Source organism: Anaerotignum propionicum DSM 1682 (assembly GCF_001561955.1).
Lineage (GTDB): Bacteria > Bacillota > Clostridia > Lachnospirales > Anaerotignaceae > Chakrabartyella > Chakrabartyella propionicum.
Genome location: NZ_CP014223.1, coordinates 1271395 through 1293374 on the forward strand (window position 1 = coordinate 1271395; position 21980 = coordinate 1293374).

At 36.7% G+C, this 21980-nt stretch carries 19 protein-coding genes; 11 read left to right on the forward strand and 8 right to left on the reverse strand.

Annotated elements, in window-relative coordinates:
• Window positions 1-124: 124 nt before the first annotated feature.
• On the reverse strand, window positions 125-475 hold the full coding sequence (locus tag CPRO_RS06030) for a helix-turn-helix transcriptional regulator (RefSeq protein ID WP_066049090.1): 351 nt from the start codon (window positions 473-475) through the stop codon (window positions 125-127).
• A 403-nt stretch (window positions 476-878) separates the two neighbouring features.
• On the opposite strand from CPRO_RS06030, the gene CPRO_RS06035 reads away from it, so the two are divergent.
• On the forward strand, window positions 879-1925 hold the full coding sequence (locus CPRO_RS06035) for an FAD-binding protein (protein ID WP_066049093.1): 1047 nt from the start codon (window positions 879-881) through the stop codon (window positions 1923-1925).
• A gap of 524 nt (window positions 1926-2449) precedes the next feature.
• Here CPRO_RS06035 and CPRO_RS06040 read toward each other — a convergent pair.
• Complete coding sequence (locus CPRO_RS06040; RefSeq protein ID WP_066049096.1) at window positions 2450-3001, reverse strand: DUF2238 domain-containing protein; 552 nt, start codon at window positions 2999-3001, stop codon at window positions 2450-2452.
• Between the two features lie 408 nt (window positions 3002-3409).
• Here CPRO_RS06040 and CPRO_RS06045 point away from each other — a divergent pair, with 408 nt between their 5' ends.
• The gene (locus CPRO_RS06045) at window positions 3410-4186 is read left to right on the forward strand and encodes an HAD-IIA family hydrolase (protein ID WP_066049099.1); all 777 of its coding nucleotides are present in this window, start codon (window positions 3410-3412) and stop codon (window positions 4184-4186) included.
• 37 nt (window positions 4187-4223) lie between these two features.
• The gene (locus tag CPRO_RS06050; protein WP_066049101.1) at window positions 4224-5588 is read left to right on the forward strand and encodes a PhoH family protein; all 1365 of its coding nucleotides are present in this window, start codon (window positions 4224-4226) and stop codon (window positions 5586-5588) included.
• A 368-nt stretch (window positions 5589-5956) separates the two neighbouring features.
• On the opposite strand, the gene CPRO_RS06055 is transcribed toward CPRO_RS06050, so the two are convergent.
• The 3 genes from CPRO_RS06055 to CPRO_RS06065 all read right to left on the reverse strand — a co-directional run bounded on the left by CPRO_RS06055 (window position 5957) and on the right by CPRO_RS06065 (window position 10419).
• Window positions 5957-8353 (reverse strand): ribonucleoside triphosphate reductase, encoded by a 2397-nt coding sequence (locus tag CPRO_RS06055; RefSeq protein ID WP_066049104.1) that lies wholly within the window; start codon window positions 8351-8353, stop codon window positions 5957-5959.
• Window positions 8354-8473: 120 nt separating this feature from the next.
• Entirely contained in the window at window positions 8474-9166 is a 693-nt protein-coding gene (locus tag CPRO_RS06060; RefSeq protein ID WP_066049107.1) for an anaerobic ribonucleoside-triphosphate reductase activating protein, read from the reverse strand.
• Window positions 9167-9525: 359 nt separating this feature from the next.
• On the reverse strand, window positions 9526-10419 hold the full coding sequence (locus CPRO_RS06065) for a DegV family protein (protein ID WP_066049110.1): 894 nt from the start codon (window positions 10417-10419) through the stop codon (window positions 9526-9528).
• 483 nt (window positions 10420-10902) lie between these two features.
• Here CPRO_RS06065 and CPRO_RS06070 point away from each other — a divergent pair, with 483 nt between their 5' ends.
• The 5 genes from CPRO_RS06070 (at window position 10903) to CPRO_RS06090 (ending at window position 14078) form a co-directional block, all read left to right on the forward strand.
• A complete protein-coding gene (locus tag CPRO_RS06070) occupies window positions 10903-11370 on the forward strand; it encodes a CarD family transcriptional regulator (protein WP_066049113.1) in 468 nt (155 codons plus the stop codon).
• A 69-nt stretch (window positions 11371-11439) separates the two neighbouring features.
• The gene (locus CPRO_RS06075; RefSeq protein WP_066049115.1) at window positions 11440-12519 is read left to right on the forward strand and encodes a PIN/TRAM domain-containing protein; all 1080 of its coding nucleotides are present in this window, start codon (window positions 11440-11442) and stop codon (window positions 12517-12519) included.
• 86 nt (window positions 12520-12605) lie between these two features.
• Entirely contained in the window at window positions 12606-13307 is a 702-nt protein-coding gene (ispD, locus tag CPRO_RS06080; protein WP_236782395.1) for a 2-C-methyl-D-erythritol 4-phosphate cytidylyltransferase, read from the forward strand.
• A complete protein-coding gene (rnhA, locus tag CPRO_RS06085; protein ID WP_066049118.1) occupies window positions 13304-13771 on the forward strand; it encodes a ribonuclease HI in 468 nt (155 codons plus the stop codon). The genes ispD and rnhA overlap by 4 nt, the downstream gene beginning before the upstream one ends.
• 106 nt (window positions 13772-13877) lie before the next feature.
• On the forward strand, window positions 13878-14078 hold the full coding sequence (locus CPRO_RS06090; RefSeq protein WP_066049121.1) for a cold-shock protein: 201 nt from the start codon (window positions 13878-13880) through the stop codon (window positions 14076-14078).
• A gap of 591 nt (window positions 14079-14669) precedes the next feature.
• Here the strand turns inward: CPRO_RS06090 and CPRO_RS06095 are convergent.
• Window positions 14670-15191: an HD domain-containing protein gene (locus CPRO_RS06095; RefSeq protein ID WP_200777668.1), complete on the reverse strand. Its 522-nt coding sequence runs from the start codon at window positions 15189-15191 to the stop codon at window positions 14670-14672.
• Window positions 15192-16309: 1118 nt separating this feature from the next.
• On the opposite strand from CPRO_RS06095, the gene clpB reads away from it, so the two are divergent.
• Both clpB and CPRO_RS06105 read left to right on the forward strand, forming a co-directional pair.
• Window positions 16310-18892 (forward strand): ATP-dependent chaperone ClpB, encoded by a 2583-nt coding sequence (gene clpB / locus CPRO_RS06100; RefSeq protein ID WP_066049123.1) that lies wholly within the window; start codon window positions 16310-16312, stop codon window positions 18890-18892.
• A 356-nt stretch (window positions 18893-19248) separates the two neighbouring features.
• Complete coding sequence (locus CPRO_RS06105) at window positions 19249-20343, forward strand: GGDEF domain-containing protein (RefSeq protein WP_066049126.1); 1095 nt, start codon at window positions 19249-19251, stop codon at window positions 20341-20343.
• A 137-nt stretch (window positions 20344-20480) separates the two neighbouring features.
• On the opposite strand, the gene CPRO_RS06110 is transcribed toward CPRO_RS06105, so the two are convergent.
• On the reverse strand, window positions 20481-20660 hold the full coding sequence (locus CPRO_RS06110) for a hypothetical protein (RefSeq protein WP_066049129.1): 180 nt from the start codon (window positions 20658-20660) through the stop codon (window positions 20481-20483).
• A 1-nt stretch (window position 20661) separates the two neighbouring features.
• Complete coding sequence (locus CPRO_RS15255; protein ID WP_157881639.1) at window positions 20662-20838, reverse strand: hypothetical protein; 177 nt, start codon at window positions 20836-20838, stop codon at window positions 20662-20664.
• A 214-nt stretch (window positions 20839-21052) separates the two neighbouring features.
• Between CPRO_RS15255 and CPRO_RS06115 the strand changes: the two genes are divergently transcribed.
• Entirely contained in the window at window positions 21053-21703 is a 651-nt protein-coding gene (locus tag CPRO_RS06115; RefSeq protein WP_066049132.1) for a YigZ family protein, read from the forward strand.
• Window positions 21704-21980: the final 277 nt, after the last annotated feature.

The window sequence follows — 21980 nt, forward strand, 5'->3', positions numbered from 1 at the left end:
TATGGCGCATGTAAAAATTGGACGACTCAATAGACTGAATCCATGGTTCACATAGATTCAGTCTATTTTTCTGACTATTGTTCGTTGGAGATTTTGATTTACGAGCTTGTAAAAGAAAGAGAGCTCATTTGACTGTCTTTAGTAAATCTTCCGCGGAAATGTCATATAAGTTTGCCAAGGCCAATAGATTTGAAGTGCTGGGGTCAGAAGTGCCGTTTTCCCATTTTGATACAGCTTGCCGACTGACGCCCACGCTTTCTGCTACAAATTCTTGGGTCATTTTACAGCGAGTACGGTTTTCTTTCAATGCTTCCCCTAGGGATTTAGTTACTCTGTCTTTTTCTTTTCGCACCCCATCGGAACGGATATATTTTTTTAGGGCCTTTATGATAAGTACAATCAAATAAATGATAATTGCCCCAATAGCCAGATAAATGAAAATGCCCCCAAGTAAAAGTGATATGCTAATATTCATTTTTGTGCCTCCTTTCTGAGAAAAAGCTTAACAGATAATCTGTGTTGCTTAAACCAACTATAGCGCAATTATCGGTTGCGTATGTAATAAAGTCGATGTTCAGTAGTTTTTTACCTCTTAAATTTTAAGAGGACTTTAAAAATTTTTTTTCATTTTACCACAGTGAAGACACTAGCACAACCAAGAGAAACAATAATTAAAGACTGAAGTTTTTTCATAAATTTCATCATTAGGACTATCAGTAGGTAATGTAAAAAATTGGGTTATTATGGAATGCGTAGTCTTACCAGTTGAATTTACAGTTGGAAACTTGTATAATTTAAAGAATATGGATTTATCTAAATTACAATTTAAAATAGTTTCGATTATATACCAATGATATATGAACACAAAGGAGGAAACTATGAAAAGTGAGTGCTATGATATTTTGATAATTGGTGGGGGGCCGGCAGGTGCAACATTAGCAAGGCTTTTGCCTAAAAAATATCGTGTGATTTTAATAGATAAAAAGGAGAAAGATAGTGGATTTCAAAAACCCTGCGGTGGACTTCTTTCAGAGGATGCACAGCGTTCTTTGGCTCAATTAAATATTACAATGCCTAAGGATATATTGGCTGACCCTCAAATATTTTCTGTTAAAACCATAGATGTAGAGTCGGGTTTGATACGTCATTATCAAAGAACCTATATAAATTTGGATCGGCACAAGTTTGATATGTGGCTGTTAAGCTTGATACCTGACAATGTGGAAAAGACAAATGGAATTGTTCGCAATTTTTCTATAAATGAAAAGGGATATACAGTAGAGCTTTTTGATGGCCGCGTTTTTCATACCCGATATCTTGTTGGTGCAGATGGTGCCAATTCCATAGTTCGTAAGACTTTATATCCTAATAAGACTATGCCAAGTTATGTGGCAATACAGCAAAGCTTTCGTGAACAGCACAAAACGCCTTTTTACTCCTGCATTTTTGATAAAAAAACAAGTGATTGCTGTTCGTGGTCTATCTCTAAAGATGATGTACTTATATTTGGCGGTGCTTTTGCCCCTCAAAATTGTCGCAACGACTTTGAGAAGCAGAAACAACGACTGGGGAAATACGGTTTCCGTTTTGGAAAGCCCATTAAAACGGAGGCTTGTATTGTTTTGCGCCCGAAATCCTATTTTGATATTTGCACGGGAAAAAACAGAGCTTTTTTGATTGGGGAGGCGGCCGGATTTATTAGCCCCAGCTCCCTTGAAGGTATCAGCTTTGCCATAGATAGTGCAATACTATTAGCTGAGACGTTTGCCCTTCAAAGTAAAAATAAGGAGAAAAAATATCTTAGAAAAACATTTCATCTCCGTTTAAAAATTTTCAAAAAAATCATCAAATGCCCTTTTATGTATCATCCGATGTTGCGTAAGCTTGTTATGTTAAGTGGTTTTACATCAATAGATGTGAAATGAGCAGTACAAATATGAATGAAACGTTAGGATTTAAAATAATGTGGCTTCTTTCAATGGAATATCCTTTTACTTTACTTGACCAAAGCTAGGCAATTCAATAGTTTCATTTTAAGTAAGAAAGGGAATAGAGAAAGTAAATCCTGAGTCGAAACTGATATGAGGTACTTACAACCCCCCAATTCATTTTATGGAATAATACGTGTTGTGGGTGAAAATTCTTTCAAAGGAGATATGAAGCTTGGATTTAATAGGGAATGCATTACGATTTTTAATTATATCAATAGGCTTTGCAAAATTGTTGATGTTTTTGGGAGGAAAAGTGAATGTTTTTGATAAGATGCAAAGATTCGTGAAAAGCATTTTTCATATCATAAAAGGATAAAATAGTGTTATTTAGAAGCTGATTTGATTATCTTAAATAAAAATGAAACTGTAAGATTAATATAAAAAATATTTAGAGTGGCAAATTTGAAATATGATTCAAAGCAATAAAAATGGTGTCTGATAAATCAGGCACCGCTTTTTTATTGTAAGAGCCAGAAAAATGAGAAGGCCGCTGCAAGCGTAGAACCAATTAAGTTAAACAACATATCCATATCTGTATCCCGAAGTCCTTTTTGTGTTTTCGGTTCGTCTTTTTTTGAAACATCATGGTACATCTCCATGAGTTCGAAGAAAACACCAAGGGTATTGCCGACACAAAATATAAAGATTGCCTGAAATAAGGCAGAGCTTCCGGTAATTATAAAGTTATCCAAGGTACAATAAGTTATCAGTGAGAATGAAAAAGAACCAAATGCATGAAGATATCGATCGAAGGTTCTGGATTTAGTATAGCCTCCTAAATAGTGACCCAAAAAACAAGCACCCAAAATGGTGAGCATGGCCAAGAGCAATATATAGCCTGGAATTTCTATACGAAAAACCCAAATTGCCACAAAAAATATTGTGTAAAATATATAAGTTGATAATGCTTCCTTTGCAAAAGGTGTATCACCCCTTGCGAAAAGCTTTATTACTGAAAAAATACAAAGAGCAGTTACAATGGAATAAGTAATTATAATCCATAAGGGCATACTGTTCACTTCCGTTCAGGTTTTTTAGTCTGCTATTTAATATTATTATTTTTTGTAAAAATATACTTGAATTTGTGGGTTTTGTAAAATATTTGCTAATGATGAGGTAAGTGCGGCGATGTATCGTAAAGGGAAGGATTTCACTGCTGCTTTCAAGTTGGCACTGAGCCATTTGGTATTAACATAGAAGGAAGTTTTCTTGTGCTTCATTAAAAGAATTTTTCCCATATGACGTAATAAGTGATTCTAGATTTACATTCCTAGGGGGATAAGGCGATGAACTTTGTGAGGATTTTAAATATATGAGGATGTTTTACGAATTACTAACCCCAATTTGCTTTAGAATTAACAGTTATATTTTAAAATAAAACTGTACCAATAAACCTATTTTGAGGAAGGAGTTTTGATTTGGATAAAATAAAAGAGAAAAAGGGATTTATATGTGATATGGATGGTGTGATTTACCATGGCAACAACTTGCTAGCCGGTACAAAAGAATTTGTCCATTGGCTTTACCGTGAAAACAAAGAATTTTTATTTTTGACGAATTCTAGCAATCGTACGCCCAAGGAACTGCAACAGAAATTACAGATGTTGGGATTAGAGGTGGATGAAAAGCATTTCTATACCAGTGCCCTTGCCACTGCCAAGTTTTTAAGCAAGCAAATGCCTAATTGCAGTGCTTATGTGATTGGTGATCCGGGTCTCTACCATGCTCTTTATGATGCAGGCATTACCATTAGTAATACAAATCCTGATTATGTGGTTGTGGGTGAAACCAAAAGTTATAATTATGAAAGTATTTGCCTTGCAGTAAAGTTTGTGCTAAACGGCGCAAAGCTAATTGGTACAAATTCGGATTTAACAGGGCCGTCGGAAAGTGGAATCATACCGGCATGCCGAGCCTTGGTTGCCCCAATTGAAGCGGCAACAGGAAAGAATGCCTATTTCGTAGGAAAGCCAAATCCCCTGATGATGCGTACGGGAATACAAATGCTTGGGGTACATTCTAAAGATGCCGTTATGATAGGAGATAGGATGGATACAGACATTATTGCGGGGATTGAAAGTGGTTTGGATACGGTTCTTGTTTTAAGTGGTGTTACCTCTGAAGAGACGATAGACTTATACCCCTATAGACCACGACTTGTTATAGATGGAATCGGGGATTTGGTTAGGGAATAACATAGAATATTAAAAATTCTGTTAAAGGGGAGAATATATGAAAAAAACCTATGTTTTGGATACGAATGTATTGATACAGTCGCCGGCTTCACTGCTATGCTTTGAGGAAAACAATTTGGTTCTGCCTATTGTATGTTTAGAGGAGTTGGATAAGCTTAAAACAGAGGATGGAGAATGCGGTTCAAATGCGAGGTCTTGTATCCGTTTTTTAGAAAAATTGAGACAAGAGGGTAACCTTCTTGAAGGTATTTTGCTTTCTAATGGAGGATGTCTTCGCATAGAGCCTAATTTTGTTAATATAGAGCTTCCGCCGGATTTTTCAAATAATAAAAATGACAATCGAATATTACAGGTTTGCAGAGGACTTTGCGAAAATGGCGAGTCCGTTATTTTAGTTACAAAGGATATTTTGGTTAGACTGAAAGCCCAGATGCTGGGAATAGAAGCCCAGGATTTTGCAAATGAACAAGCACCATCCTTAGAAGGGCAATATACCGGTCGAAATGAATGTTTTGTATCAGATGAAGCAATGGCTTCCTTTAAGAAAAAAGGAATTTGTTTAGAAGATGCCTATACATATATAGCCAATGAAAAGAAATCTCTAACCCCCATTATAAATGAATTTTACACACTGCGCTCGGAAATAAATGAACAAAAAACATTGTTAGCTCGCTTTGACGGTAACAAATTTATTTCTTTGAATTATTCAAAACTACAGCCCTTTGGAGTGAAACCAAAGAATTTAGGGCAATATTTTTTACAGGAAGCTTTAATGGAAACTGCCAAAAAAGCACCCCTTGTCATTATAAAAGGGACAGCAGGAACAGCAAAAACATTTTATTCTCTTGCCGTGGGATTAGCTAAAACCTTGCAGGAGAATGATAGAGAATACAGAAGAATCTTGGTTACACGACCGAATGTACAATTTGACGAAGATATTGGTTTTTTACCCGGTACGGAACAAGAAAAAATTGCGCCATTTTTACGACCAATTCTTGACAATCTGGAAGTATTGCTGCGAAGAAACAAAGGTGAAAAATCTCTGGATGACCTTGCAATAAAATCTAAAATTCATGAGATTTTTGAAAATACCATTTGTGCAGAGGCGATGAATTTTATCCGTGGTAGAACCTTGACACATACATATTTAATCATTGATGAGGCACAAAATTTAACACCGAAGCAGGCCAAAGGGTTGATTACCCGTGTAGGGGAGGGAACGAAGGTGATTTTACTTGGAGACCCTCAGCAAATAGACCATCCATTATTGGATGAGAGAACCAATGGTCTAAGTTATGCCAGCGAGAAAATGAAAGGTAGTCCTCTTTGCTATCAGATTACAATGAGGGCTGATGAATGTGAACGGTCAAAATTAGCTTTTGATGCTGCAAACAGAATGTAATTAACAATTTGAAAGTTAGATTGGTTTAAATAGGTTTTATCTTAAATAAAGATGAAACCTATTTTTTTTGTGAAATGTCCTTTGCGTGTTATAAGGATGAGAGGAGAAGAGACGAAAGATGGTAGCAGAAGAATTAGACTTTAATGCAGTGAGGGGAGTGGTAGATATCTTAAGGAAGACGAAAAAGATCTGTCAAAGAAATAGGGAGGGTCACGATCATTTTCTAAGGATATCACCATAAAGGGTTTTGGCGAAGAAATAAAAAACAATGCCATGACATTGGATCGTCACGGCATTATATGTATTCTTTTATTTCAATTCTTAAGAATGATAATTTTAGATGCTATCATTATGGGATGTTTTATAAATTACACCAGTGCTGTTTGTGTTTCTATATAATTTCTTATATTAGATGGGTTCACATATAGGGTGAATTCTAATCCATTTTGCACAACCATCGCAGGTACGCTTCTAATTCCGTACTGCTCCACAAGTTCGCTATTTTCTTCTGCCTGTATCAGCTCATAAGTTATATTTGCTTGAGACAAAAAGGATTTTACCATGTTGCAATTTACGCAAGTGCTGGTGGTGAAAAGCATAATCCTATTTTCCGTTTCTGGATTTTGCTTTTTCTTTATGGGAAAGCTGTCAAGTTTGAGGTTCTCTTGTTTGAAAGTATGTTTTACAAAATGTTTTTTGTCTAAATCATATAGTTTTCTATCCTTAAACTCTTGGGTTTTTCCTTCATTCCAGTTTTGCACCGGACGATAATAACCTGTTATGCGGCTGTATACCTCTGTTGTGCCTCCACATTTATCGCAAACATACTTTTCTCCATTAATATATCCATGATTTTTACAAATGGAATAGGTAGGAGAAAGGGTGTAATAGGGCAGGGTATAATTTTCAGCTATTTTTCGCACCAACGTTGCAGCGGCTTTCCATCCCGGTAGCTTTTCACCTAAGAAAGCGTGGAAAACAGTGCCTGAGGTATAAAGTGTTTGCAAATCATCCTGGGATTCCAATGCTTCAAAAATATCATCGGTAAAGCCCACAGGAAGATGGGAGGAATTTGTATAATAAGGTGTCTCACCAGCTTTAGCTGCAGTAATGATATCCGGATAACGCTTTACATCATGCTTTGCCAAACGGAAGGTTGTACTTTCAGCAGGAGTGGCTTCCAAATTGTATAAGTCTCCATATTTCTCCTGATAGTCGGAAAGACGTTCTCTCATATAATTCAGAACCTCCTTGGCAAAGGCATGGGCTTCAGGATGGGAGATATCTTTTTTTATCCAGTTTGCATTGAGGGTCGCTTCGTTCATTCCGATTAGGCCAATGGTGGAAAAATGATTGCCAAATCCCCCCAAATAACGCTTTGTATAAGGATACAAACCTTCTTCTAGCAGTTTCGTTACAACATTACGCTTGATTTTAAGGCTTCTTGCCGCAATATCCATCTTCTTATCAAGGCGGGCATAAAAATCCTTTTCATCCTTGGCTAGATAGGCAATGCGGGGCAGGTTAATGGTTACAACACCAATAGAACCTGTGCTTTCTCCGCTACCGAAAAATCCTCCTGATTTTTTTCGAAGCTCCCGTAAATCCAAACGTAAACGGCAACACATGCTTCGCACATCACTGGGTTCCAATTCGCTGTTAATATAATTTGAGAAATAGGGGGTGCCATATTTGGCTGCCATTTCAAATAACAGACGATTATTTTCTGTGTCACTCCAGTCAAAATCTCTGGTGATGGAATATGTGGGGATAGGATATTGGAATCCCCGTCCGTTTGCATCTCCTTCTATCATGATTTCGATGAAGGCCTTATTTACCATATCCATTTCTTTTTTACAGTCTTTATATTTGAAATCCATTTCCTTACCGCCTACGATTGCAGGCAGCTCAGCAAGGTCATTGGGAACGACCCAATCCAAGGTAATGTTGGAGAAAGGAGCCTGTGTTCCCCAACGTGATGGGGTATTTACCCCATAGATAAAGCTCTCAATACATTTTTTTACTGCATCATAGGAAAGGTTGTCTGCTTTTACAAATGGAGCCAAATAGGTATCGAAGGAAGAGAACGCCTGAGCACCTGCCCATTCGTTCTGCATGATACCCAAAAAATTCACCATTTGATTGCAAAGGGTTGCTAAATGGCTGGCAGGTGAGGAGGTAATCTTTCCGGGAATTCCCCCTAGGCCCTCTTGAATGAGCTGTTTTAAGCTCCACCCTGCACAATACCCTGTAAGCATGGACAAATCATGGAGGTGGATATCTGCATCGCGGTGGGCTTGGGCAATTTCTGTGTCATAAATTTCGCTTAACCAATAGTTTGCAGTAATGGCTCCGGAGTTGCTCAAAATCAACCCCCCTACGGAATATGTAACAGTGGAATTTTCCTTTACTCGCCAGTCCGTTACATTTAGGTAGCTGTCCACGGTTTCTTTAAAATCTAAAATAGTAGATTTCATATTCCGCATTTTTTCGTGCTGCTTTCTATATAAAATAAAAGCCTTAGCCACATCAGCGTATCCACTTTTAATCAAAATATTTTCAACGCTATCTTGGATATCTTCTACAGAGATAAAACCGTTTTGGATTTTAGGTTCGAAATCGGCTGTGACTTTTAAAGATAAAAAATCAATGGTTTGTGGATGATATTGCTTATTTTGTGATTCAAAAGCCTTGGTGATTGCCTTACTGATTTTGATTAAATCAAACTCAGCAAACTGACCGTCTCTTTTAATTACTCTATACATCTCTCTTAACCTCGATTCCTTTTTTATTTTTATCATTGTAGCACAGATGGCTTATACATACAATCATAAAATACAATATGTAGTATTAATTTTAGATAGAACCACAACTTATGGAATGAATTATATCCCCCGCAGTTCGGCTGAAGGTAGAAAAGGAAGAATGCTTTGAAGGAGATTCCGTAATTCTTTTTCAGAATAACCACTGAGATCCTTTGCCAACACATCATCTGAATGCACAAAGCTTTGAATATAATATTTTTCAGAGCCCTGTATCCATTGGGCCAGTGCCAGCATATCTTCTGCTGTATGTAATTCACGTACCACGGTGGTTCTAAACTCATAAGGTACCACATCTGCCATTAAGATGGACACACTTTCTTTGATTGGCCCAAGATCAAAGTTTTTGATTCCAATGGTTTGGCTGTACTTATCTTGGGCATTTTTTATATCCATCGCAACATAGTCCACAAGTTTGCTTGAGATAAGCTGTTGCAATCTTTCTGGAAAGCTGCCATTGCTATCCAACTTGATTGAAAAGCCAAGGGATTTTATTTCATAAAAAAAGGGTTCTAAATCTTTTTGCAGCAGGGGTTCTCCTCCGGTGATGCAAACACCATCCAAAAGTCCTTTCCTTTTTTTCAAAAAAGAAAACAGTTCCTCTTCAGAAATGATATCTCCGGAAAAAGGAAGGTGTATAATAGAGGCATTATGGCAAAATGGGCACCTAAGATTACACCCGACGGTAAAAATAGTGCAGCAAGTTTTATCGGGATAGTCGAGTAAAGAAAGCTTTTGAAGTCCACCAATTTGCATTAAAATTCCCCCTGTAGTAAAATCATTCCCATTCAAAATTGACTAATATGTTGTTAAAAATTTCATTTGCACTTCACCTATTGTATCAAATGAAAAGAAAAAAACAATCGCTCTACGGGATTATTTTGTATTGATTACCGCAAGATGCGACATAAGTCTTTACAGAAAATTGAGAACTTATGGGCTCTTCCTTTTTATTTTATCGAATTGCGCAGGGTGAAAATATCTTTTTTCTACTTGTAAAACAAACCTTATAAAGTCAAAATTTCTCTTAGAAATACCTGCCCAATGTAATTTATATTGCTTCCTCAAACAAAAAAACGGCAGTCACAAAGCTGTGATTGCCGCTGTAAACAAAATTATAAGTGGTAAGCTTCATATTTTTTTGCGAAGCAAAAACCTGTTGTTCCCGGACCGGTATGAGAAGCTACTGTGGCACCGATTTGGAAAGGAGAGATGAATTCCATTTCGGGAAAAGCCTTTTTCAATGCTTCTTCAAATTCAGGAACTTCATCCCAAACATTGGTTGTTCCAATGTGAGCAATATAATCCTTTGGATTTTCACCAGTTGATTTAAAGTGATTGATTGAAATTTCAACTAGCTTTGCCAGACCCTTTTTCCTACTTCTGACAGCTCCACCAACACTGATTTCTCCACCTTTGAGAATAATCAAAGGCTTGATTTTTAAAATGCTTCCCGACAGAGCGGCAATCTTGCCGATTCTTCCTCCAACTTCAAGATGGCTTAAATCACCCACCATAAAATGAATACGGGCATCCACTTTGGCTTTTTCAACGTATTCCATAACCTCTTCAATTGTTTTACCGGCTTTTTTCATTTTAGCCATTTCCATAAGTATCAGTGTTTGAGATCCTGTAATATGCCAGCAATTCACAACGTAAATTTTTGCATTGGGGAACTCTTCCTCCAGCATTAATTTTGCTGTGGTGGCGGACTGTATTGAGCTGCTGAGGGAATGTGTAACAGTTGTACAAATAATATCTTTGCCTTGTTGCAAAGCCGGACGAAAGGCATCAATAAAATCTTGAACAGAGGGCAAAGAGGTTTTGGGGTATCCGTTCTCGTCGATGATAAATCTATAATATTCATCTAAGGATATTTCTTCAATCTCCTTAAAATATTTTTGGTGATCTAGGGATACATAAAAAGGAATCAAAGATATATCGAATTCCTCTCCTCGTTCTTTCCCGATATCACAAGCGCCGTCACTGAAAATTTGATAGTCTGCCATAACGTCCTCCTTCGATGCTGTACTTCAATAAACATTATAATAGCAAAAAAGTTAAGGAATTGCAATATTAAAACGCAGAACGTAGTTTAAATAACTATGTTTTGTGAAATTTGTGAAATTACAAAAAGGGAACGGAAAACTTTTCGTAATTAAGGTTAGTTTTTTCGTTGAAAATTATTCCTCATAATAACATACTTTCTCTACTTAAAATATGAGCATTCTTTTTTAAAAAAGAACAAAAAATGCTATTATTAGGGGATTGTTTTTTGCTACAAGATTCTTATATTTCCTTATTGAATTCTTTTATATTACAAAAAGATTAGTGAGAAAATGGATTTATTAAAATATGACAATAAATTTTAAATAAATTGTCAGGAAAACTTAAAGACTTCCGTCGAAAAATGATTTATGATAATAAAGTCCTATAATTGGCATAAGAATCTCCTTTTTCGGAAAAAATTAGAAAAAAGGAGTGAATTGATTATGTTTCAAGCAGGACAGAAAATTGTATATCCTTTGCATGGGGCAGGATATATTGAGGAAATTGAAGGAACAGAAAATGGAGAATATTATATTATCCGTATACCCACTGGCAACGTAATGATTCGTATTCCAAAAGATGGTGCAGAAAAATCCGGAATTCGCCTGCCGGAGGAAAGGAACATTGTAGAGGAAACGTTGGTTCGGGTAGGAAAAAGCAGGCCAACCTTATCAGATAACTGGAATTTAAGACAGAAGGAGAATTTTTGTCGTTTGAAAACAGGGAAACTGGATCAGGCCGCAGAAGTCATTAAAGCGCTTTATGAACAGGAAAAGAAAAAGAAGCTCTCCTCGGCGGAATGCAGGCTTTTAGGAATGGCTAGACAGATTGTACTCAGTGAAATTATATCTGTTTATGAAATTAATAGCGAAAAAGCAGAAGAATTGCTTGCAAAATGGTTAGAAAATTGATACTATTTCTTTATGGTAAAGTATGGGTATTTTACCCTTTTGCCAAAAATGGGGGAAGGAGGTGGAAGAATGAAAAGACTTGTTGAGATTATTATGAGTTTAATCGTTATGGCGGCGAGCTATGCGCTCTTGCATATTCTATTCATATCTAACTTTTTCCAATGGCATATATCCATGCCTTTTTATGTGCCAATGGGGTTAGCAGTATTCACCGGACTTATATTTTATCTTATCTTATCATCGCCCTTAACGGAAATGATGTTAAAAAGGCTTTCTCAAACAGAAGAAAGATTAACCAAAATGAATGTAAAGGAATTGGCATTGACAATTCTTGGTTGTGTTGTTGGTTTGATCATTGCAAACCTTATCGGCATTGCCTTTAGCGGATTTGGTGCAATCGGAACTTTCATTGTGGTATTGTTAAACTTACTGTTTGGGTTTTTGGGAATTCGTGTGGCAAGAAGAAAGAAGGACGAATTTAATGTAAAAAGCTTACAAAAAATGATTATTCCTGCTTTGGCACCACAAGAGAAAATTTCCGTTTATGGACAACCTAAGATATTAGATACAAGTGTAATTATTGACGGTAGAATTCTGGATTTGCTGCAAACCGGGTTTATTGAGGGCAAAATTATTATTCCAAATTTCGTTCTGGAAGAATTACGGCATATTGCGGACTCTGCCGATGGTTTGAAGAGAAACCGTGGTCGTCGAGGTTTAGATATCTTGAATGAAATTCAAAAGCAGTTGGCAGTACCCGTTGAAATCAAAGAATATTCCACAAAGCAGTCAATGGAGGTTGATTCCATGCTGCTCAAGATGGCGGAAAGTCTGGATGCCTTTGTTGTTACAAACGACTATAACTTAAATAAAGTTGCTGAGTTTCAGGGTGTTCGGGTTCTAAATATCAATGAACTGGCAAATGCCATAAAGCCTGTAGTGCTTCCGGGAGAAGAAATGCAAGTTACGATTATTAAAGCCGGCAAAGAAATGGGACAGGGCATTGCGTATTTGAATGATGGCACCATGATTGTTGTGGATGGCGGTAATAAATTTATTGGTGAAACGAAGAATGTTGTAGTAACCAGCGTGTTGCAAACAGCAGCAGGCCGAATGATTTTTACAAAAATGGTTGCTGCTGCTTCATAAAATGAAGAGAATGAAAGCCCCAAAGCAAACGATCCCTGTCAAAAAGGGTTGCATGGGGCTTTTATTGATAGAGGGAGAGAAGAAGTGTGGAGGGTGAACGTATTTCTGCTGCAATTATTGTTGCTGCGGGGCAGGGCAAGCGCATGGGTGGGAAAACCCGAAAGCAGTTCTTGATGTTGGAAGGAAAAGAAATTTTAGCTCATACGGTAGATCGTTTTGAGGAGTTTTCCAAAATAAAAGAGATTGTTTTGGTAATAGGCAGAGATGATATAGAGAGTGTTAAGGCGATGGTAAGGAAATACGGCTGGAAGAAAATTAGTGCTGTGGTTTGTGGAGGGAAGGAACGACAAGATTCTGTGAAGTGTGGTCTAAAGGCACTTTCCCTAGCCTCAGAAGTCGTTTTAATACATGATGGTGTGCGCCCATTTGTAACAGAAGAAATGATTAACTGTTCCATAGATGCAGCGCAAAATTTTGATGGATGTGTACTTGGTGTACCAGCAAAGGATACCATTAAGATTTGCGACAAAGATGGGATGGTTCTTGAAACACCTGATCGCAGTACAGTATGGCACATACAAACACCCCAGACGTTCTCCAGAGATTTGATAGAAAAGGCATACGAAAAGGCGGAGAAGGATGGTTTTTTTGGCACGGATGATGCTTCTGTCGTTGAGCATTATGGCGCCAAGATAAAGGTCATTCATGGCAGCTATCAAAATATCAAGATTACCACAAGGGAGGATATCCTAATGGGAGCTTGCTTTTTGGAGGAGGAGAGGAAATGAAGACAATTGTGATATATACAGATGGTGCATGCTCCGGAAATCCAGGCGCAGGAGGATATGGCGTAGTAATGCTATATGGCACTGCCCGAAAGGAGCTGTCAGGAGGATATCGCAAAACAACTAATAATCGTATGGAAGTTTTAGCTGTGATTAAAGGACTGGAGGCCTTAAAGGAGCCTTGTGCCGTTAAGCTGTATAGTGACTCAAAATATGTAGTAGATGCGATCGAAAAAGGTTGGGCAAAAAAATGGCGCAGTCAAGGTTGGATGCGCAATAACAAGGAAAAGGCCTCAAATGTAGATTTATGGGAGCGACTGTTGGCACTGCTTGAAATTCATCATGTTTCCTTTATTTGGGTAAAAGGACATGCTGATAATCCTGAAAATGAGCGATGTGACCAATTAGCAAGGGCTGCAATACAGAAAAATACGTTAGAAAATGACGAAAATTATGAAACAATGTAAATGAGAACAGTGACTTAGTAGGAAATTTGCGTTGACACTTTATGAAATATATGGTAGTATTGTCTTGTAAAAGTTTTTTATCTATCTATGTAGGAGGATTTATTCAATGAAAAAGGGTACAGTTAAATGGTTCAACGCAGAAAAAGGTTTCGGTTTTATTTCCGTTCCCGGTGAAGACGACGTGTTTGTACACTTCTCTGCTATTCAGTCTGAAGGTTACAAGACACTTGAAGAAGGTCAGGAAGTTGAATTTGAAGTTGTTCAGGGTGCAAAAGGCCCTCAGGCTGCTAACGTAAAACGTGCTTAATCGATTTGATTCTGTATTGAAGATGCTTAGGCATTGATAATATAAATTATTTTTTGGTTATGCAAAAAACAACGCTTTATACCGTTGGACAAAGTTAGGAAGCTAGACTTCCATGGAAGGCATAGGTTTGCACCTGTGCCTTTTTGTTATGTAAAAGTACCCTTACACAACTAAATACTTAAGGATTCAAATAAAACTTAAATGTGTTTTAAAAGTGCTTTCTTTGTGGTATTTCTGGAAAGACATATAGTTCTCTAAAGGGAAAAATAATATAGAAACAAATACAAATTATATTGAATGCGAAAGATAAAAAGTATAGATGTTTTTAGGTACTGCGAAGAGTAATATATTTGGTGATAAAAAATGATTGGCTCTAAAGATTGATAATTGATATATGTGGTCATTAAAACAATTGTAAGTGGAAAATTGTAAAAACATTGCAGATGAAAAAAATCAAGCTTATATTAGATATAAAAGATCAAACCTAAAAAATAGCAACTAAAGAAAAAAACAATGGCGATAACCAAAAGACACTTGGTTTATCGCCATTAACTTTACTGATTTAGAATTGATACAATTTGTTTTGTTCCTTTAAGAAACAGCAACCTTTCCCACTCGGATTCCTTTATATTTGCGCTCTGCAACCTCGCAAACAGCACAAACCTTATCTACAAAGGTAATGACGTAGGATTCAATATATCTGGGAGGAACGAGGGTGCATGGCCACATATGCTTAGAGATAGCATCCTTTTCGACTTTATTCAGCTCTGTAATTTTTCTTGCATTATCCAGAGCAACTCTGGGATGCCAAGATGCATGATGGGTGCGAAGCCCCTTCTTTGTTCTCCAATCGTAGAAGAACAGATCATGAAGAAGACCAGCTCTGGCTGCGGAACGATAGTCCCAGCCCATGCGATAGCAAACCAAAAAGCTGTAATAGGATACATTAATGCTATGCTGCAATCTGCTTGTATTGCAATGCTGTACGAAGGAGTCCATTTTTCTAACCATTTCATGATCAAGGAGATCCTGTACGCATTCATTATACTCTGCTAATAATTCATCCTCACTTAAGTTGCCAAAATCTTTTTTGGAACCAATTGCCTTGTGCATTGGCATCACGTCCTTTTTGAGATTTACATAAGTATACCACAACGGCGAAGAAAAAAGACGGGGGAAACCAGGAAAAAGAACTTTTTTTCCCAATCACTGCTATGTTTTTCCTCAGCATTATCAAATGACCCCGACTTCAAGTTTCTTTGCTTTGACTTTTCTATTATAGCATATGAATAAATAACGCACAAGGAACAAAACAAGCAAATTTCAAGTAAATCATTCCCTTATGTTTGTGACCATTGATCATTATTGCTCCGACAAAATCTTTCAAAAATCAACAATAAAACAGGAGAGAAATCAGTCTGTTCCCCTCAATTTTAAAAGAAAATAATTATGAGTTTATCTTAAAATACACTGTCTTTTTTGTATTCAAAATCGTCAGTTATTTAACATGCTAATTAACATAAAACATGGAGATATTTTAGATATTATAATAGAAAATCAAATTTTAATAATGATACTTAGATTTTTAGAGGGGCTATGACATAGAATGTATGCTTTAAGGTATATTTATTCTAAAGTAAGTGATATTTTTCTGAATAGAAGAAAATTTACGAAAAATTTTTTTGAGTCCTCTTATCATCATGGGGGTGTAGATGTTTTCACAAATTATCGAGAAAATATGTTTTTTTCAAAAATGACTGATTGAATTTGGAACATAGTAAAGATGAAATCCAACTATTTCATCAAAGGAAATATTACACAATTCCTTATAAAAACGTAGCTATCCAGCTAGTAGATCTTTTGTCAGATTGCACAAGAATGTAAGAAACACTTTTGATGTTTTTAGCATGGCTAGAAATCGACTTTATTGATAAGCCTTAGGCCGTATTCTACGAAGAAAAGATATGGGGTGATATTTTATTAGAATAATGGTGCAACTTTTTATCTGTAAATGAAATTGCTATTTGAATACCTAGATACTAGAACCCTTTATTTTTTAAAGTAGGTTTTTTATTGACTATTTCGGCAAAAATGATGATTATAAGCTTGAGAAGCCAAATTTTTTGTATAAAAAAGAATTGTTAGCACTCTTTACAAGTGAGTGCTAACAATGTATAATATACCCATATTGAAGATACATTTAATGTATGTAATAGGAAGGTGGAATGGTTATGAACTTGCAAAAATTTACCCAAAAGTCTTTGGAAGCCATTCAAAATGCCCAGTCTGTTGCTGTGGAATATGGAAATCCACAAATTGACCAGCAGCATTTGTTGGCAATGCTATTAACCCAGGAAGATGGTTTGATTCCTCAGTTATTACAGAAGATGGATGTAAATGTGAATGGCTTGCTTCAGGCAGTAGAAGCTGAAATAAAAAAACTTCCTCGTGTGTCAGGGGGACAGACCTATGCCAGCGGGGGATTAGAAAAAACTTTAGTTGCCTCCGAAAAGCTTGCTGAAAATATGACAGATGAATATGTTTCTGTAGAACATATTTTTTTAGCAATGTTGAATGCACCAAATGAAGTGCTAAAGCCAGTTTTCAAGCAATACAACGTGAGCAAAGATGCATTTATGAAGATATTGGTTTCTGTACGGGGAAACACCCGTGTGACCAGCGATTCTCCGGAGGCCACGTATGATGCTTTGAAAAAATATGGTACAGATTTGGTGGAGAGGGCGAGAAGCAAAAAGCTGGATCCCGTTATTGGTCGTGATGATGAAATCAGAAATGTAATACGAATTTTATCACGTAAGACGAAAAACAACCCTGTTTTAATCGGTGAACCCGGTGTGGGAAAAACGGCGATTGCCGAAGGCTTAGCACAGCGTATTGTCAAAGAGGATGTGCCCAATAGCCTAAGGGATAAAACCATTTTCTCATTAGATATGGGGGCTTTGATTGCAGGGGCAAAATTCCGTGGGGAATTTGAAGAACGATTGAAAGCGGTTTTAAATGAAGTCCGTAAAAGTGAAGGTAAAATTATTCTCTTTATTGATGAGCTGCATACCATTGTTGGGGCAGGAAAGACAGACGGTGCCATGGATGCCGGCAACTTGCTGAAACCAATGCTAGCCAGAGGTGAACTGCATTGTATCGGTGCAACCACCCTGAATGAATATAGGCAGTACATCGAAAAGGACGCTGCATTGGAGAGAAGATTTCAACCAGTTTTGGTCAACGAACCAACGGTGGAAGATACCATTTCCATCTTGCGTGGGCTGAAAGAACGTTATGAGGTTTATCATGGTGTTAAAATTCAGGATCAAGCAATTATTGCAGCAGTAACATTGTCCAACAGATATATCAGTGACCGTTTTCTTCCTGACAAGGCAATTGATTTGGTGGATGAAGCTTGTGCTATGATTCGTACGGAAATGGATTCTATGCCAACGGAGCTAGACATTATTCAAAGAAAAATTATACAACATGAAATAGAAGAGGCGGCGCTTAAGAAAGAAAATGATAAGCTTTCTAAGGAACGATTGACTGAAACCCAAAAGGAACTGGCAGAAATGCGGGATAAGTTTGCCGCTTTGAAAGCAAAATGGGAAAATGAAAAGGACTCCATTGGCGTTGTGCAAAAGCTTAGAGAGGAAATAGAAGATGTAAACGCTGAAATTGAGGCGGCAGAGAGAAAATATGATTTGAACCGAGCCGCCGAGTTAAAATATGGAAGACTGCCCCAATTACAAAAGGAGCTTGAGGAAAAAGAACATCTTGCCGAGGAAAACAGCGGAAAGAATACACTCCTTCGGGATAAAGTAACTGAGGAAGAGATTGCACGTATTATTGAACGTTGGACGGGGATTCCCGGAGCAAGACTTATGGAAGGCGAAAGAGAAAAGCTTCTTCATTTGGAGGAGATTTTGCACGAGAGAGTGGTTGGTCAAGATGAGGCGGTAATGAAGGTTTCGGAAGCCATTTTAAGAAGCCGTGCAGGAATTCAAAGTCCAAATAGGCCCATTGGCTCATTCTTATTCCTTGGCCCAACGGGCGTTGGAAAAACAGAGTTGGCAAAAACTTTGGCAGAATGCTTGTTTGATGATGAAAAAAATCTGGTTCGTATAGATATGTCTGAGTATATGGAAAAATTCAGCGTATCTCGTTTGATTGGTGCCCCTCCGGGTTATGTTGGTTATGAGGAGGGTGGTCAGCTTACCGAGGCTGTTCGCAGAAAGCCTTATTCTGTGATTCTTTTTGATGAGATTGAAAAGGCCCATCCTGATGTATTCAATATTTTACTTCAGGTTTTGGATGATGGACGTATTACAGATTCCCAAGGAAGAACAGTGGATTTTAAAAATACAGTAATCATTCTTACCTCCAACTTAGGTTCTTCCTATTTATTAGAAGGAATGGAGGATACGGGAGAAATAAAAGAGGACGCTCGTTTGGCGGTGGAAGAATTGCTGCGTCGTTCTTTCAGACCGGAATTTTTAAACCGTTTGGATGAAATTGTATTTTATAAACCATTAACAAAAGATAACATCACTCATATTGTCGACTTAATTATAGCTGACTTGAATAAACGACTGGTTGATAAACAGCTCCAATGTAAATTGACGACAAGAGCAAAAGAATTTATCGTGGATGAAGGTTATGATCCTGCATTTGGTGCAAGACCCCTTAAGAGAATGGTTCAAAGAAATATTGAAACACTGTTGGCAAAGAAAATTATTGCTGACGAGGTTGCTCCAGGAACCACTTTAACGATTGATGTGGAAAATGGTGAATACAAAATAATTTGAGTATCAAGATTAAAAAAATGAAGAAATATTTCTGTAAATGAAATCTAATGAAAAAAGTCCGCATTGCAGGGTAGGGAGCAAAGCTCGCCTATTGCATGGGGGCTTTTTTATTTTATAATCTGATGCTCAGACAGCTATATTTTGCACTAAGAAAATTACAAATTATTGCAAGAGTTTCTGTCGAAGATTGTGTTTGCTATTTAGTTCTGTTATAATATTATAAATTAGTAAAAGAAAATGAAACTTTATGCATTGGCCAAAGAAACAATTCATTTTTGTATGTTATAGCGGAGCAAATAAAGAGAGGTAGACTGCTAATTGGAAGTCATAATAATGAAATTGGAGAAGGAATATAAATGGATCATTTATCTAAATTCTTGAGAGGGTTAGGCCATTGGAAAGAGAGCTTGCTTGCTGAGAAGGTTGATTTATATAAAGAAGAAATATGTAATAGAAATTATAACAATTTTCTCGGATTAACAACCGTAGGTATTATTATTACTTGCGGAATTTTATTAGTGGGCTTACCTTTATCCGAATATTTTACATTTAATAATCAGATATTTGTACTATTAGGTTTTTGTGTAATTTTATATTTAATAGCCAAGTTTTATCTTCATAAAAAAAAGAAGTACATCACACTCATTTTCTATTGTGCATTATCCCCGGTTATGTTCATGGGAATATTAATGGGTACATTTTTGGATAGTCAGGTTCCTTCTATCACAATCATGGTATTTTTATGTGTGTTAACATTGTTTATGATAGACAAACCATGGAGAATTTTTTTTTATATCACATGTTCAGCAATGATCTATGCTATTTTATGCTATTATGCCAAGCCAAAATCACTGTTTCTTTCTGATATGATGCATTTGGTTGCTTTCTACTGCTTGGCATTGGGGATTAATTTCTTGACTTTAAATGAGCGAATAGAAAATGTGGAAAGCTTTGTAAAATACAAAAGCAAGTCGGAAATAGATCTTATGACAGGGGTATATAACAGAGAAGTCGGGCTTCTTAAAATAAAGCAATTAATTTACAACCAAATAAAGGGCTCTTTTATAATTTTGGATATAGATGATTTCAAAAAAATAAATGATCATTTTGGACATATGTATGGTGATTCTGTTATCAAAGAAATCAGTCATCTAATCAAAGGCTATTTTTCAGAGGAAGATATCGTTTTGCGTATGGGCGGTGATGAGTTCATTGTTTACTCCATTAATCTTATTGAAATGAATGAATGCAGAAGAGGCTTGGAAAATTTATTGGACTCTTTACGTTCTTCTGCCATAGGGTGGGAAAAAGGCATCAGTGTAAGCTTTAGTATTGGCTGTGCCATTAATGACAAAGAAGAGGTTGATTTTAATCGTCTCTATCGTGAAAGTGATCAGTGCCTATATGTAGCAAAAAATTCCGGCAAGGGCTGTTGCGTTATTAAAAAATAATTTTCAGTGAGATAAATTTAGAGATTCAATTTAAGATGAGGTAAAAGGATAAGTACATTTTACGAACAAAAAGGAGCAATGATACAAAAGCGATACTAAAGTTAAAAGTATCGCTTTTGTACTATAATCAGTGGAGATTAACGTCCTGTTTTCTGTGCAGTTTTTGCAAAGTGACGCAAGGATTTCATGGTTGTGATTTCAGAACTACTGTGTGAAATGGTCTGTTGAATTTCATCGGGTAACCCTTTGTAAAAGTTCTGTGCTCTTGCGTTGTTTAAAAGTAAGTCGGCTAAGTCTCTGTATTCTTTTCCAAACATTTTAATAACCTCCTCTCAAAAGATGCTCGGCATAGCGCCGAAGGTCTAAGTCATAGTGGATGTTGTTTTCGTACTGACGAACGTTAAATTGGCGGTCTTCCGGCAGAGAATCAAAAAAATCCTTTGCTTTTGGATTGCGGTTTAACAAATCATCAAGGTTTGTGTATTCTTGAGCCATTTTTATCACCTCAACGTTATTTTGCGCAAAAAAAAGAGTTTCATTCTTAATTAAAAAGTAGGAAATACTTTTGTGGTTGGTAATTTGTGTGATATAATATTGCAATTGATCGATAGAAAAAATCATTTTCTAATGATTAAGTTGAATACGAAAATAATAATTTAATTTCATTAAATTGCTGTAGGTATTAAAAACGAATTGGTTGGTGAAAGACATGTTGTATGAATATAAAACAATTTTAACAGAAGCAGAAGCTGAAATAATCGAAAAAAAATCACGCTTTATTGCCACGGTACGCCCTGTAAAATCAGAAGAAGAAGCAAGGCTGTTCGTAGAAGAAATGAAAAAGAAATATTGGAATGCCACCCACAACGTTTTTGCATTTCAGCTTGGGGAACGTAATGAGATTCAGCGATTCAGTGATGATGGTGAGCCTCAGGGAACGGCAGGCATGCCTGTTTTAAATGTGCTTAAGGCAGAGGATATTAAAAATGCAGCAGTTGTAGTTACCAGATATTTTGGAGGAACGCTTCTGGGCACAGGTGGATTGGTTCGTGCTTATGGAAAGGCTGCGAAAGTAGGGTTGCTGACCGCAGGGATAGTCCAATTAATTTTGTATTCAAAATATGAAATTACAACGGAGTATACGGATTCGGGAAAAGTGCAATACGAAATTCTCCAAGAAGGACATATTCTTTTTGACACCCAGTATTCTGAAAAGGTTGTTTTCGTAGTATTTGTTAAAGTTGAAGAGACTACCACTTTTGAGAAAAAGATGACAGATGTTTTTAAAGGAAATACCCCTTTTGAAAAACAAGGAGAGCAATATGGGGTGTGGCAGGATGGAGAGCTATCTTTACTGTAATGAAGTTGCTTGCAAGAAGATTAAGAAAGTTTAAATTCTCAAGGAGATAGCAATTCTGGAAAAATAAATAGAAAAAAAGTAATTTTTTTGGAGTTACGAATTTTTCTCGTGAATGAGAAATAAAGATAAGAATCTTTTCGTTCCATGAACTGGAGAGTGCTAGTTTAACTTTAAAAGAATGGAGCAAAAGAGAAAGAGATTCCTTTTCGGAAAATAGGAGTTGGAAGGTTCATTTTTGAAGAGGGAGGAAAGTTTTTTGCACACCAGTTAGTCATCG

Bases quoted from the DNA above. Each gene is read 5' to 3' on its own strand.
- CPRO_RS06095 (WP_200777668.1), bottom strand. From the start codon at position 15,191: ATGCACAAGGCAATTGGTTCCAAAAAAGATTTTGGCAACTTAAGTGAG.
- clpB (WP_066049123.1), top strand. From the start codon at position 16,310: ATGAACTTGCAAAAATTTACCCAAAAGTCTTTGGAAGCCATTCAAAAT.
- CPRO_RS06110 (WP_066049129.1), bottom strand. From the start codon at position 20,660: ATGTTTGGAAAAGAATACAGAGACTTAGCCGACTTACTTTTAAACAAC.
- CPRO_RS06055 (WP_066049104.1), bottom strand. From the start codon at position 8,353: ATGTATAGAGTAATTAAAAGAGACGGTCAGTTTGCTGAGTTTGATTTA.
- rnhA (WP_066049118.1), top strand. From the start codon at position 13,304: ATGAAGACAATTGTGATATATACAGATGGTGCATGCTCCGGAAATCCA.
- CPRO_RS06090 (WP_066049121.1), top strand. From the start codon at position 13,878: ATGAAAAAGGGTACAGTTAAATGGTTCAACGCAGAAAAAGGTTTCGGT.
- CPRO_RS06075 (WP_066049115.1), top strand. From the start codon at position 11,440: ATGAAAAGACTTGTTGAGATTATTATGAGTTTAATCGTTATGGCGGCG.
- CPRO_RS06070 (WP_066049113.1), top strand. From the start codon at position 10,903: ATGTTTCAAGCAGGACAGAAAATTGTATATCCTTTGCATGGGGCAGGA.
- CPRO_RS15255 (WP_157881639.1), bottom strand. From the start codon at position 20,838: ATGGCTCAAGAATACACAAACCTTGATGATTTGTTAAACCGCAATCCA.
- CPRO_RS06030 (WP_066049090.1), bottom strand. From the start codon at position 475: ATGAATATTAGCATATCACTTTTACTTGGGGGCATTTTCATTTATCTG.
- CPRO_RS06060 (WP_066049107.1), bottom strand. From the start codon at position 9,166: ATGCAAATTGGTGGACTTCAAAAGCTTTCTTTACTCGACTATCCCGAT.
- CPRO_RS06040 (WP_066049096.1), bottom strand. From the start codon at position 3,001: ATGCCCTTATGGATTATAATTACTTATTCCATTGTAACTGCTCTTTGT.
- CPRO_RS06105 (WP_066049126.1), top strand. From the start codon at position 19,249: ATGGATCATTTATCTAAATTCTTGAGAGGGTTAGGCCATTGGAAAGAG.
- CPRO_RS06050 (WP_066049101.1), top strand. From the start codon at position 4,224: ATGAAAAAAACCTATGTTTTGGATACGAATGTATTGATACAGTCGCCG.
- CPRO_RS06065 (WP_066049110.1), bottom strand. From the start codon at position 10,419: ATGGCAGACTATCAAATTTTCAGTGACGGCGCTTGTGATATCGGGAAA.
- CPRO_RS06035 (WP_066049093.1), top strand. From the start codon at position 879: ATGAAAAGTGAGTGCTATGATATTTTGATAATTGGTGGGGGGCCGGCA.
- CPRO_RS06115 (WP_066049132.1), top strand. From the start codon at position 21,053: ATGTTGTATGAATATAAAACAATTTTAACAGAAGCAGAAGCTGAAATA.